A 13,655-nucleotide genomic window follows, 5' to 3' on the forward strand; every position below is an offset into this window, starting at 1 on the left:
AGAGCCGGACGGCCATCGTCTGGCCACATCGCGCGATGTGGGCATTTGTGGTTCGAAAGCAACGTCCCCTCCCAATAATCTTGTAGGAGTATTGACAATAATCCCGCTCCAATCAATAGGGATTGTTAGCGCTAACTAAAAAACCGTCGATTCATTGTTATCGTCAGACGGAAAAGGTGTGGCGTCGGGGCGGCTGCCCCGCATCCAGATGCAAAGCATCATAATATTGGGGAGAGCAGGATGTCGGATTTCCAGTTCAAGCATAGCCTGATGCGCGCGGGTTGCGCAGTGGCAAGCATGGCGGCGCTCAGCGTCGGCCTTGTCCATGCGCCCGCTTTCGCGCAGGCGACGGCCCAGGATTCGGCGCCTCAAGGCGGTGAAGAGCGTGCCAGCACGTCGGACATCGTCGTGACCGGATCACGCATCAAGGCCAGCGGCTATACCGCGCCGACGCCCACGACCGTGATCGACGAAGGCTCGATCCAGGCCAATGCGCAGCCGAACATCTTCACCACCATCGCCCAGTTGCCGTCCCTCCAGGGGTCGAGCGGCACCACGGTCAACACTTTCAGCACGTCAAGCGGCCAACAGGGCCTCAGTTCCTTCTCGCTGCGTGGCGTGGGCGCGATCCGTACCCTGACGCTGATCGATGGCCAGCGGGTTGTCGGCGCGAACGTAACCGGTGTTCCCGATGTCAGCCTGTTTCCGCAATTGCTGATCCAGCGAGTGGACGTGGTGAACGGCGGCGCGTCCGCGTCCTACGGGTCGGATGCCGTGGGCGGCGTCGTCAACTTCATCACCGACACCCGTTTCAAGGGGCTGAAGGGCAATATCCAGGGTGGCATCAGCAAATATGACGACAATCAACAGGTGCTGGTCCAGCTTGCGGCCGGCACCAGCTTCCTGGACGATCGCGCGCATCTGGTGGTCAGCGGCGAATATGCCAATGAAGATGGCGTAGGGGGTGGCGAATGGGGCATCGGCCTGGCTGGCGGCCGCGACTGGTTCAAGCAGACCAGCCTGATCGACCGCGGCATCACCAATGACGGATCGCCGCGCTATGTGCTGCGCGATTATGCGCAGGCCTATAATTACACCAAATATGGCCTCATCACTTCCGGTCCGCTGCAGGGCACGGCGTTCGACCAGAACGGAAGCCCGTTCCAGTTCAACTATGGATCGAACGGGGTTCCCGCGCGGGACGGCACGACCAACGTGCGCGGTTGCTTCCCCGGATTCTGTCTTGGCGGAGACCTGTCGGGCAATGTCGACGCGGGCCGTTCGCTCCAGTCGTCGATAGAACGGATCAACACTTATACCCGTCTCGGCTTTGACTTTGCTGATAAAAACGAACTCTACTTCACCTTCAACTTCGGTCAGGTGAAGACGCAGAACCAGCCGGTGGGCGGCATGAACCGTCCGGGCCTGACCATTCAATGTTCCAACCCGTTCGTACCCGCGTCGATCGCCGCTGCATGTGCCACTGCGGGCATCACCAGCTTCGGCTACGGCACCAGCAACGCCTCGCTCGGCAATACGCAGGTCAACACCGACCGCCGCCAATATCGCGCGGTGATCGGCGCCAAGGGTCAGTTCGACTTCCTCGGCACCGAATGGTCCTACGACAATTATTATGAGCACGGCACGAACTATACCGACGTCGATGTCTCGAACATCCTGCTCACCAACCGTTTCAACGACGCGATCAACGCGACCACGCTGAACGGCGCGGTGGTGTGCGCCAGCGCGGCGGCGCGGGCGAACGGATGCCAGCCGCTCAACATCTTCGGCGGCAACCCGTCGGCGGGGGCCCTTGCCTATATCATGCCGGAGAACGGACCCTATCAGCGGACCCGCCAGACGCAGGACGTGGTCAGCATCAACATCTCCGGCTCGCCGGTGGAACTGTGGGCCGGGCCGCTGTCGATCGCGTTCGGCGGCGAATATCGCCACGAATTCTATCGCGTGAGGGCCGATCCCTATGGCGTCGGCACCAATTTCCAGCCGAACGAACCCGATTACCCGTTCGATCCTACGCTGCTGCCGGGAGGCAACAACTGGTATGCCGGCAATTACAAGAGCGGCGGCGGCGCCTATGGCGTGAAGGAAGCCTTTTTCGAAGCCGACCTACCGGTCATCAACAGCGACGCGCTTGGTCGCGCCAATATCAACGGCGCGGCGCGCGTGACCGACTACAGCACGTCCGGCACCATCTGGGCGTGGAAGGTCGGCGGCACCTGGAACTTGCCGGTAGAGGGCTTCCGCCTGCGGGGCGTGACGTCCAAGGACGTTCGCGCGCCCAACCTATCGGAACTGTTCGCCGCGCCCGTCACCACGACATTGCCCAATTTCTTCGACCCGTTCCGGGGCGTCAACGTGCTGGCGATCCAGAACAGCATCGGCAACCCCAACCTGCGTCCGGAAACCGCGCGCAACACGACGGCGGGCATCGCCTTTTCCGGTGCATCATGGCTGCCGGGCCTCAGCGTCTCCGTCGATTATTACAAGATCAAGATCAAGGACGTCATCTCCAGCCTGGGCGCGGGCGACATCGTCAACCTCTGCTTCCAGAATGTCCGTCCCGAAACCTGCAGCGCGTTCAATCTGAACAACCAGCAGGGGCCGAACTTCATCAACGTACAGGCGTTCAACCTGGCGTCGATCGACACCAGCGGGTTCGACATAGAGGCGAGCTACCAGTGGCGCCAGCCTCTGGGACTGCCGGGCACCCTCACGCTGCGCGGCCTGGCGACGCATGTCCGCAAGTTCGTGACGGACTCCGGCCTGATCGGTACGATCCCGGTCGACAGCGCGGGCGTCAATACCGGCAACACGCCCGACTGGAAATTCCTGGCGATCCAGAGCTACGAGAATGAGAAATTCTCGTTCATGGTCCAGGAACGCTGGTTCAGCGATGGTGTGCTGGGCCATCAATATGTGGTTTGCCAACCGGGCACCTGCCCCGCATCCACCAACAATCATCCGACCATCGACCAGAACTTCATGCCCGGCGCCTTCTACATGGACATTGGTGGCACCTATAATGTCACGCCGCAGGTGACGGCCTATTTCAAGGTCGACAATCTGTTCGATCGTGACCCGGCCAAATCCCCATTCTTCGTCAATCCCGCGCTCTACGATGTGGTCGGGCGCATGTATCGGGCGGGCGTACGTTTCCGCTTCTAGGCGATTTCCAGGCAGCACGAAAAGACCATGCCGTGCGCGACGAAGCGCGCCAGACGGCATGACGCTGAACTGGGGAGAGGTTTGTGTCCGGGCCTTGTCCGGACCATGGCAGCGGCGGTTTCCCCCTCCCCCGCCCTGCCTTAGGCCTCTCCTCCCTCTTCCCGCGGCATCCAGCGATTTGCGCAGGGGCCGGCCGGGCACAAACCCTTTCTTCCGCCCGCAATATGTGGTAGCGCTCCCAACAATAAGAGGAGAGGGTGGAGATGGCTGGGGAGATTTTTCCGTCGCTGGCGAACATATTGGCGCCTCACGGGCCGCCGGTAGGCGCGAAACTGATGAGCTTCGTTCCCGGCGACTACAGCATTCATTTCTTCCTGCAACTCGCGCTCATCGTCCTTGCCTGCAGGGGGGTGGGCTGGTTCTGCCACAAATATCTGGCGCAGCCCCAGGTGGTGGGCGAAATGATCGCCGGCGTGATCCTGGGCCCCTCGCTGTTCGGCCTTGTCGCGCCCGACCTGCAGGCGATGGTCTTCCCCCGGGAAACCAACAATGTGCTTTATGCCGGCGCGCAATTCGGCGTCGCGCTCTATATGTTCCTTGTCGGCCTGACCCTGCGCCTGGATCATTTCCAGTCCAAGGCGCGGAATGCCGCGATGGTGTCGGCGGCGGGACTGTTCGCGCCTTTCGTCATCGCCATCCTGATCACGCCCTGGCTTGTCACCATGCCCGGCCTCTTCGCTGAGGGCATTGGCCAGGGCAGCGCGACGCTCTTCATGGGTGCCTGCATTGCGCTCACGGCTTTTCCGATGCTCGCCCGGATCATCAACGAACGGGGCTTGGCCGACAGCCCGCTCGGCACGCTCTCATTGACCGCCGGAGCATTTGATGACGCGGCGTCCTGGTGCGTGCTGGCTATCGTCCTCGCCCTGTTCGGCGGTGGCAGCGGCGTTGCCATTCTCGCGATCGTCGGCGCCTTCCTCTATGTCAGCTTCCTGCTGCTGTTCGGGCGACGCCTGCTCGCGCCGCTCGGGCGCGCGGTGGAAGCGCGGGGCGAAATGAGCATGACCGTGCTGGCGATCACGCTGGCGCTCTTCTGCCTGTCTGCCTTCATCATGGACGCAATCGGCATTCACGGCATATTCGGCGGCTTCATCCTGGGCGTGTTCATGCCGCGCGGGCTGTTCGTGGAAGAGCTGAAAAAGAAGGTCGAACCGCTTGCCGTCGTCATATTGCTGCCGATGTTCTTCACCTATTCCGGGTTGAACACGCGGCTCGACATGGTGAATTCCCTGTCTTTCCTGCTCATCGCCCTGGGCATATTGGTCGCCTCCATCCTCGCCAAGTTCGGCGCCTGCTATGCGGCGGCGCGCCTGTCGGGCGAGGATAATCGGACCGCGCTGGGGATAGGCGCGCTGATGAATTCCCGTGGACTGATGGAACTGATCATCATCAATATCGGCATTCAGAAGGGCATTATCCAACCGGCCCTGTTCTCCATGCTCGTATTGATGGCTATCGTCACCACCATGATGGCGGGACCGCTCTTCGAGATATTCTATGGAAGGCGGGCACGCGCCGATGGAGAGTTGGGCAGGCTCGGCGCCGCGACCTGATCTCCCGGTCGGGTCGCCTGATCGGCCGCTCAAGCCGAACGGATCGGCACAACCGCCAGCATGTCGGAGGATGTGAGGAACAGTCGCCGCTCGGCGCTGTCCAGCGCGCAATTGGCCACCGCCTTGCCCGTCCCGACCATGCCCAGCGCCCGGCCGTCCGGCGTCAGTATATGAACGCCCCCCGGACCCGTCGCGAATATATTTCCATGCCTGGACAGCTTGATGCCGTCGGGCAGGCCAGGCAGGCCTTTCTCCTGCTGGGCGCGCATGTCGTGGAACAGGCGCCGACCCGTGGGAAAGCCGCGCTCGTCCAGCGCATAGGCCAATATTTCCGGCTGCCGTTCATCCGACAGTGCAAGATAAAGCGTCCTGCCGTCAGGGGTGGTCGCGACGCCATTGGGCCGACGCTGGCTGCCGTCTAGCAACGACAGCCTACCGTCCGGGCTCAGCGCATAAAGGCCGCAATGCTCCAGTTCGCGCAGCGAAGATGCGTCGCCATCCGTCAGCCCATAGGGGGGGTCCGTGAAATAGATCATGCCCGACGGCGCGATGCACAGGTCATTGGGACTGTTGAACCGCTTGCCCTGGAACCGATCGACCAAGATGGTCCGGGCGCGCGTGCGCAGGTCGATCCGCACGATCGCACGCGTGCCGCTGTCGGCGGCGATCAGCGCGCCCGAGGAATCGATCGCCATGCCGTTGACGCCCGGCTCCCTTATGCCCGGCGGAACGGCGCTCTGCAGCCCGGACGGAGACAGGAAGGGACGCACCCCATCCTTCGCCCGCCAGCGATACAGCATGTTGGAAGGTGGATCGTTGAACAGCAGGCAATTGTCCCGCTGCACCCAGACCGGACCCTCGGCCCATTTATAACCTGTGCCAAGGACGGTCACCACGGCCGATGGCGCAACGATCCGGTCCAGGCCGGGATCGAGCCGGGTGATCGAGCCGATCGCGGAAGGGGCGGCCGCGTTCAGGCGGGCGCCGGCCGACAGGCTTGCCAGACCGGCCAGGACCATTCGGCGCGCGATCATGCCTTTACGGCGACTTCCCGCCGCTCGGCGGCTGAACGGTAAATCGCCTCGATGACGCGCATGTCGGCCAGGCCCTCCTCGCCTGGAACGATCGGGGTCGTGCCATTGACGATGCATTCGGCCATATGATCCAGCTGCCCGGCAAACTGGTTTTTGGCAGCCGTCGGCAGCGTGCGCGGGGTCGAGACGCCGTCCTTGCGAATTGTCATCCTGTGCCCTTCATAGGGTGTCGCCGGTTCCATATCGATCCAGCCCTGCGTGCCGATGACGCGATAGCTGTTGTGCGAGGAACTGTAGCTGGAGATGCAGTTGGCGACGATGCCCGACGGAAAGCGCAACAGGAAGCTGATCCGGTCCTCGACCGTCCTGAACCGGGGGTCGGATCGGTCAGTCGACTCGACCGCGCTGACCGAAACCGGCTCTTCCCCGGTCAGGTATCGGGCCGCGTTCAGGCTGTAGATGCCGATGTCCATCATGGATCCGCCGCCCGACAGCGGCCGGTCGAGCCGCCACTGGTTCGGCCCGGCCGGGAAGCCATGTTCGGCCGTGATCAGGCGGGTAGGGCCGACATGACCACTGCGCGCCAGTTCGATGGCCAGGCGGTTATAGGGTTCGAAGCGCGAGCGATAGCCGATCATCAACTTGGTTCCGGCCTTGCGGCAGGCGGCGATCATCGCCTCGCACTCCGCGACGGAAACCGCCATCGGCTTTTCGCACATCACATGCTTGCCCGCCTGTGCGGCGCGAATGCTGTATTCGGCATGCATGCTGTTGGGCAGCACCACATAGACGACGTCGATATCCGGATTGTCGCGAATGCGGTCGAAGTCGGCATAGCTGTATCGATGGGTCTTCGGGATGCCATATTGCGTCCCATATTGGTCGAGCTTGGCAGGCGTGCCGCTCACCAGCGCCACCAGCCGGGCCTGCTCGCAACCGGCGAAGTTCGGCATGATCTGGCGCGTGGCGTAGGAACCGAGCCCGACCACGGCATAGCCGATCTTGCGCGCCGGTGCGGCGTTCGCATGCGTGCCCATGCCGGCCAGAACCATTCCGGCGCCAAGGCCGCCCAGAATTTCACGACGGGAAGTGATCGCCATGCGGGTCTCCCAATGTTCGGAGGATGAAGGGACTTTCAGAATGATTTCCCGGCAAGCTGAACCGATCGCTGGTCGGGAAATCGCGGGACAACGGGCAATCCGGGGCGACGATCCGATCCAGTCAGATCGAACCCCGTCCTAGTCGTTGGCGCGGCCTAGCGCAGGGCGCAGCCAACCCAGATTGCGCGCAACAATGGCGGCCTGGGTCCGGTTGCGAACGTTCAGCTTGCGCATCAGGGCCGTCATGTGGACCTTGACCGTCGCTTCGGCCATGCCAAGCTCATAGGCGATCTGCTTGTTCAGCAGGCCCGAATGGACACAGCGCAGCACTTTCATCTGGGTCGGGGTAAGCGGAGGCGGTTCGGCGGTTCTGAAGCCCTGGGGCCTTTGATCCTGATGACCGAGGCTCTCATGCAGATCCAATGCGATGTGCATCCTCTCTCTCCCTGTTATGCCCGGCCTGCTGCGGCGCGGATTTCGGCACGGCCGCAATGCCGGATTCGATAACGCTAACATATCGGAATCAGTCAGACAGCTTCAAGCGGAAAATGCGATATACGACCCCATGATTGTGGTTTTGCGGTGAAATCGGGATTATGACCTGTCCAACAGGTTTCTGGAACGGCTGACCACAATATAGCCGGATCGCCATGTAAAGTGAGGGGAGAGGATGGCGTTTTCATCAGTCATGGCGGCGCTGGTTCCCAATCGGCCGCAGCCGCGCGCCAGGGTTGGAGCGGGCAAGCCATGAGCCCGGCGGATTACCGGCTGATATTGTCAGCCATCGTCGGCATAGCCTTGTCTATTGCGCTGATCATCCGGGGCAGGCTGCACCCCTTTGTCGGCCTGCTCTGCGGCGCCTTCACGGTCGGCCTGCTCGCGGGCCTGCCGATGGAGGAAACCGCCAAGGCCGTGGAAAAGGGCGCTGGCGCGATCCTGGGCGGCACGGGTCTTGTCGTGGCCCTGGGCCTTGGCCTTGGCGCCATGCTCCAATTGTCCGACGGCGCAGGGGGCCTTGCCCGCGGGGCGCTGCGCATTTCGGGCATCAGGGGCGCCCCTTGGGCCAGCCTCTTCACCGCCATCGTGATCGGCCTGCCTCTCTTCTTCGAAACGGGGCTGGTGCTTCTGCTGCCCATCGTCGCATCGGCGGCGGCGGCCCTGCCCAATGGCCAGAACAACGACACGGCCAAGCTTCGCCTGATGCTGCCTGCCCTGTCGGGACTTTCGGTGGTCCATGCGCTGGTGCCGCCGCATCCCGGTCCATTGCTCGCGGTGAATGCGCTGGGGGCCAATCTGGGCCTGACGCTCGTCTATGGCCTGATCGTGGGCATTCCCACCGCGATCATCGCCGGCCCGTTGCTGGCGCGCTTCACAGCGCCCGGTGTGAAGCTCAGCCCGCCGCTGCTCGATCCGGTGCGGGTGGATGTCCCGACGCCCTCCGTGGGCCGTGCGCTGATCGCCGTGCTGCTGCCGGTCGTGCTGATCGCGGCGGGGCAGGCGGTCGCGCTGATGCCGCCGGACATGGCGGCGCTGTTCCAGTGGCTGCGCTGGATCAGCGACCCGGTGGTCGCGCTGCTCGTGGCGGTGCTGGCCGCATTGCCGCTGCTGTTCGGACGGCGCATCGCGGACCGGAGCATCCAGAACGCCATCTGGACGGAGGCGATGACGCCGGCGGGCGGCATCATCCTGGCCATCGGCGCCGGCGGCGCGTTGAAGCAGGTGCTGGTGACGGCTGGACTTTCCGACATGCTGGTGCGGCTGGCGCAGGGCGGGGCGATCTCGCCCATCCTGCTCGCCTGGGGCGTGTCCGTCTGCATCCGTCTGGCGACCGGATCGGCCACCGTGGCGACGATCACCACGGCGGGCGTGATGCAGGGGCTGGTCGCGGCCTCCGGCGTCGCGCCCGAATGGATGGTCCTCGCGATCGGGGCGGGGTCACTGTTTTTCTCTCATGTGAACGATCCCGGCTTCTGGCTGGTGAAAAGCTATCTCGGCACCGACATGCCCGGCACTTTCAAGACCTGGTCGATCATGGAAACGGTCGTCGCCGTCGTCGGCCTGCTTCTGGTGCTCGTGGCGAGCAGTATCTTCCAATAAGGGGGGCAGCGATGACTTGGGCAGACATGCAGGCATCCCGATGACGCAGGTACGACTTTCCGATCACGTCTATGCCGGCATAGTCGAGATCATCAAGTCCGAGGGTCTGGAGGTCGGGGAACGCCTGCCCTCCGAATCGCGACTGGCGGAAATGTTCGGCGTGTCCCGCGCCATCGTGCGGGAGGCTTTGGTCAGGCTGGCGTCGGACGGCATCACCGAGGCGCGGCGAGGCGCCGGCTCCTTCGTCAAGAGCCGCCCGTCGGAGCGGCTGACCGCCTTCATGCCGCTCAGCGAATTGCCGACGACGCTCGGCAGCTATGAGGTGCGCTTCGTGCTGGAGGCAGAGGCGGCGCGGCTGGCGGCGACGCGCCGCACCGCGGCGGAGATGGCGCATGTCGATGAAGGCCTGGTCCGGCTGCGCGAAGCCCTTTTGTCGAGCGAGCCCGCCCATGTGGAGGACATGGACCTGCATCGCCGCATTGCCGAAGCGACCGGCAATCCCGCCTTCGTCATCGCCTTCGATGCGCTCTATGGCGATGTCGAGAAGATCATGCGGGCCGGCGTCGACATCTCCCGCTCGCGCCCGCCGGAGGTTATCGCGACCATGCTGCGCGAACATGAACTGATCGTCGACGCGATCCGCGCGCAGGATCCGGAGGGTGCGGCCCTCGCCATGCGATGGCATTTGTGGGAAGGACGCCGCCGGCTGATGCCGTAAGGGCGATCAGCGCAACCAGTCCAGCGCGATGTCGCGCAACGCCTCGGCGGGCGTGTCGGAGATCAGGATCATCGCGCCTTCGTCGGGCAAGGGCCGCTCCAGCGTGGCGAGCTGGCTGTCCAGCAGGCAGGCGGGCATATAATGGCCGGGTCGGTTGCCGAGGCGCGCCAGCAGCAGGTCGCGGCTGTTTTCCAGCAGGATGAAGCGGACAGGTGCCCCGATCCCGACGCGCAGCCGATCGCGATAGCTTCTGCGCAGCGCCGAACAGGCAAGGACCACTGCCCCGTTCGCGGCCATGGTCGCCGCTGCCGCCTGTCCCAGCCGGTCGAGCCAGGGCCAGCGGTCCTCGTCCGTCAGGGCACGTCCGCCCCGCATCTTCTCCACCGCATCGGCCGAATGGAAATCGTCGCCCTCCAGGAACGGGCAGCCGAGCGCGTCTGCCAGCAGCGCGCCCAGCGTCGACTTGCCGCAACCGCTGACGCCCATGACGATGACGACGAGCGGCGGGGCAGGGGCAATATCGGCGGATGATGGCAAAATGGCGTCCCTTGCAGGCGGGCGGCGGCACGCCCTGGCGGACCGCCCCCTTATCGCTATCGCTATAGCTTTGCCGATAGAGGGATGAAAACTACGACCTTTGTCGCAAGTGCCAAGGCGCGCCACCGGCTCTAGCCATGGATCAAGGCGACAACCATCTTGGGAGAGAGCGATGATCCGACCAGCCATGATGGCGGCTCTGCTGGCGGCGACGGCCCTGGCCGGGGCCGAACAGGTGCACGCTGAACAGGACCACGTCGAACAGGGCCACGTCGAACAGGTCCGGGCGAAACAGGCATCCCCTGCTGGCCAATCGGTCTTCCCCGGCGCTCCCGACGAACCCAATGCCGTCACCGTCAGGGCGAAGGGCGACGGCCGCGCCGATGACAGCGCCGCGATCCAGCAGGCGCTCGACAGGGCGCGGGACCAGACCGGCCATGGCATCGTCTTCCTGCCGTCCGGCGTCTATCGCATCACGCGCACGCTGGTGATCCCGGCGGGCGTGCGCGTCTATGGCGTGGGGCCGACGCGCCCCGTGATCCTGCTGGGCGCCAATACGCCGGGGTTCCAGCAGGGCGTGTCGACCATGATCGTCTTCGGCGGCGGCGACCAGTATAATGTCGGCCAAGTGCCCGTGCCGGTGCCCACCGTCGTCCCGCGCGAAAAGGTGGTGCGCGACGCCAATTCAGGCACCTTCTATTCGTCGATGAGCAATGTCGATATAGAGATCGCGCCGGGCAATCCGGCGGCCGCGGGCGTTCGTTTTCGCATGGCGCAGCACGCCTTCCTCAGCCATATGGAATTTCGCCTCGGCACCGCCTTTGCGGGCGTCTATCAGGCCGGCAACGTCATGGACAATGTGCATTTCCAGGGCGGCCGTTATGGCATCGTGACGGAAAAGACCTCGCCCGCCTGGCAGTTCACCCTGCTCGATTCCACCTTTGACGGTCAGCGCGACGCCGCCATCCGGGAACATGAGGTGGACCTGACGCTGGTCAACGTCACAATTCGCAACACGCCGGTCGGGATCGATATCGACCGGGGTTATGGCGACAGCCTCTGGGGCAAGGATGTCCGCTTCGAAAATGTATCGAAGGCGGGTGTGGTCATTTCCAATGAGAAGAATGTCTTCACCCAGATCGGCTTCGAAAATGCGATCGCGGCAAACAGCCCGGTCTTCGCGCGCTTCCGCGACAGCGGGCAGGCGGTGAACGGCAAGGGCAAAGTCTATAAGGTAACCTCCTTCTCCTACGGTCTGGACGTGCCCGCGCTCGGCCAGATGGGTGCGTACGGCACGCAGGCGGAGGTGGAGGCGCTGCCCGCCATGCCAGCGCCCCGCGCGCCCGCCATCCGCGCGCTTCCTGAAATGGCGCAATGGGTCAATGTCCGCACGCTGGGCGCGATGGGCGACGGCAAGGCGGACGACACCGCCGCGATCCAGAAGGCGATCGACAGCCACCCCATCCTCTATTTCCCGACCGGCTTCTACAAGGTCACCGACCGGCTGAAACTGCGCCCGGACAGCGTGCTGATCGGCCTGCATCCGGCGATTACCCAGCTCTATATTCCGGACAACAACCCCGGACATGCCGGCCTGGGCGCAGTGCTGCCCCTGTTGGAAAGTCCCAAAGGCGGCGACAATATCCTCTCGGGCCTGGGCCTCTTCACCGGCCGGGTGAACCCGCGCGCCTCCGCGCTGCTGTGGCGATCGGGTGCGAACAGCCTGGTGGACGACGTCAAGATCATGGGCGGCGGCGGCACGCCGACGGCCGACGGCAGGATGCTCGGCACCCTGCGCGTCCACACTGGCGATCCCGTCACGGACGACCGGCTGGACGCGCAATATCCCAGCATCTGGGTCACGGACGGGGGCGGCGGCACCTTCGTCGATGTGTGGAGCCCCAACAGCTTCGCGCAGGCGGGTTTCTATGTCACCGACACCAGCACGCCCGGCCATGTCTATGAAATGTCGGTCGAACATCACGCCCGCAATGAGTTCGTGCTCGACAATGTGCACAATTGGGAATTTCTCGCGCCCCAGACCGAGCAGGAAGTGGGCGACGGGCCAGACGCCATCTCGCTCGACATCCGCAATTCCAGCAAGCTGCTGTTCGCCAATTATCACGGCTATCGCGTGACGCGCACCTATGCGCCGGAGGAAAGCGCGGTGAAGCTCACCAATTCGGGCGACATCCGCTTCCGCAACGTCCACATCAACGCCGAAAGCGGCTATGCGACCTGCGACGAGGAGGGCTGCGGCACCTTCCTGCGGGCCAGCAAATATCCGTTCGACAATGCGATAGAGGATGTTACGCGCAAGCTCTTCGTGCGGGAAAGGGAGTTCGCCAGGCTGGACATCGGCCCGGCAGGGAGCAGCATCCCCGCAACGCCGCCCGGCAAGACGAAGGTGGAGAAGCTGGAGGACGGCTTCTGGTCGATCTCCGGCGCGGCGGTGGACCCGCAGGGCGCACTCTATTTCATCGACCGCCGTTTCCAGCGCATCCACCGCTGGAGCGAGGACAAGGGGCTGGAGATCGTGCGCGACCATGCGCTCGATCCTGTGAACCTCGCCATCGACGCGTCGGGCCATGTGATGGTGCTGTCCTCCCTGGGATCGAAGGCGGGCGTCTATTCCTTTGATCCGGCGGGGCCGAAGGACGCCATGACGCTGATCCAGCCCACCCCGGTGCGCAGCGGCGGTGCGGCCAGAACCTTGCTGCCCGTCAACTGGTGGAACAATGGCGAGTTTCGCGACCAGTTCGACTTCAGGACCAATCAGTTCACGACGCTGACGGAGATGTTCGCGCGCGATGCCGGAACGCCCAAGGCGCAGGAATATCTGTCGCCCGACGGCAGCCTCTCGCTGCCCGCCTTCCGCACCTGGCAGCAGGGGCCGGTCGACCATACGGGCTGGCGCTGGTCCGACAGCCTCAACGCCTATGGTTTCGTTTCGGGCAAGTCGGGCGATCGCCTGTTCGTCACCAATGCATCGGAAAACATGACCTACAGCGGCACCGTCGGCGCGGGCGGCGCGCTGACCGACCTTCATCGCTTCGCCAATCGCGGCGGGGAAAGCGTGGCCGTGGACGGGCAGGGCCGCGTCTATGTCGCGAACGGGCAGATCTTCGTCTATGGCCCCGACGGCCAGGAAAGCGGCCGGATCGACGTGCCGGATCGTCCCTTGCAGATCCTGTTCGGGGGGCCGGACAAGCGCACGCTGTTCATCCTGACGCATCATGCCCTTTACGCCGCGAAGCCATGAAAAACGCCGTGCCGCCCTGCCTACGACCTATGTCGTAAGTGCGGTCGAACGGGCCGGAGGATAAGCTTTGCAGGATCGCCGGCGGGGGCGCGGTCAGCCGGCAACAGG

General features: G+C 64.1%; 9 protein-coding genes. 5 read left to right on the forward strand and 4 right to left on the reverse strand.

What is annotated here, in order from left to right:
• The first annotated feature begins 240 nt into the window (after positions 1–240).
• Both MRBLMC3_RS14045 and MRBLMC3_RS14050 read left to right on the forward strand, forming a co-directional pair.
• Positions 241–3,186 (forward strand): TonB-dependent receptor plug domain-containing protein, encoded by a 2,946-nt coding sequence (locus MRBLMC3_RS14045; RefSeq protein ID WP_363829751.1) that lies wholly within the window; start codon positions 241–243, stop codon positions 3,184–3,186.
• A 263-nt stretch (positions 3,187–3,449) separates the two neighbouring features.
• On the forward strand, positions 3,450–4,799 hold the full coding sequence (locus MRBLMC3_RS14050) for a cation:proton antiporter (protein WP_363755904.1): 1,350 nt from the start codon (positions 3,450–3,452) through the stop codon (positions 4,797–4,799).
• A gap of 29 nt (positions 4,800–4,828) precedes the next feature.
• Here the strand turns inward: MRBLMC3_RS14050 and MRBLMC3_RS14055 are convergent, their stop codons facing one another.
• The 3 genes from MRBLMC3_RS14055 to MRBLMC3_RS14065 all read right to left on the reverse strand — a co-directional run bounded on the left by MRBLMC3_RS14055 (position 4,829) and on the right by MRBLMC3_RS14065 (position 7,368).
• On the reverse strand, positions 4,829–5,833 hold the full coding sequence (locus MRBLMC3_RS14055) for an SMP-30/gluconolactonase/LRE family protein (protein WP_363829752.1): 1,005 nt from the start codon (positions 5,831–5,833) through the stop codon (positions 4,829–4,831).
• Positions 5,830–6,933: a Gfo/Idh/MocA family protein gene (locus tag MRBLMC3_RS14060; RefSeq protein ID WP_363829753.1), complete on the reverse strand. Its 1,104-nt coding sequence runs from the start codon at positions 6,931–6,933 to the stop codon at positions 5,830–5,832. Before MRBLMC3_RS14060 ends, MRBLMC3_RS14055 begins: the two co-directional genes overlap by 4 nt.
• 138 nt (positions 6,934–7,071) lie before the next feature.
• The gene (locus MRBLMC3_RS14065) at positions 7,072–7,368 is read right to left on the reverse strand and encodes a response regulator transcription factor (protein WP_363737318.1); all 297 of its coding nucleotides are present in this window, start codon (positions 7,366–7,368) and stop codon (positions 7,072–7,074) included.
• Positions 7,369–7,680: 312 nt separating this feature from the next.
• Between MRBLMC3_RS14065 and MRBLMC3_RS14070 the strand changes: the two genes are divergently transcribed.
• Positions 7,681–9,030, forward strand: coding sequence for a gluconate:H+ symporter (locus tag MRBLMC3_RS14070; protein ID WP_363737317.1), 1,350 nt, complete (start codon positions 7,681–7,683; stop codon positions 9,028–9,030).
• 40 nt (positions 9,031–9,070) lie between these two features.
• Positions 9,071–9,748 (forward strand): FadR/GntR family transcriptional regulator, encoded by a 678-nt coding sequence (locus MRBLMC3_RS14075; RefSeq protein ID WP_363737316.1) that lies wholly within the window; start codon positions 9,071–9,073, stop codon positions 9,746–9,748.
• Positions 9,749–9,754: 6 nt separating this feature from the next.
• On the opposite strand, the gene MRBLMC3_RS14080 is transcribed toward MRBLMC3_RS14075, so the two are convergent.
• Positions 9,755–10,285 (reverse strand): gluconokinase, encoded by a 531-nt coding sequence (locus MRBLMC3_RS14080; RefSeq protein WP_414714650.1) that lies wholly within the window; start codon positions 10,283–10,285, stop codon positions 9,755–9,757.
• Between the two features lie 172 nt (positions 10,286–10,457).
• Between MRBLMC3_RS14080 and MRBLMC3_RS14085 the strand changes: the two genes are divergently transcribed.
• Complete coding sequence (locus MRBLMC3_RS14085; protein ID WP_363829756.1) at positions 10,458–13,547, forward strand: glycosyl hydrolase family 28-related protein; 3,090 nt, start codon at positions 10,458–10,460, stop codon at positions 13,545–13,547.
• Positions 13,548–13,655 lie beyond the last annotated feature (108 nt).

The organism is Sphingobium sp. LMC3-1-1.1, from assembly GCF_040676285.1.
Taxonomy (GTDB): domain Bacteria; phylum Pseudomonadota; class Alphaproteobacteria; order Sphingomonadales; family Sphingomonadaceae; genus Sphingobium.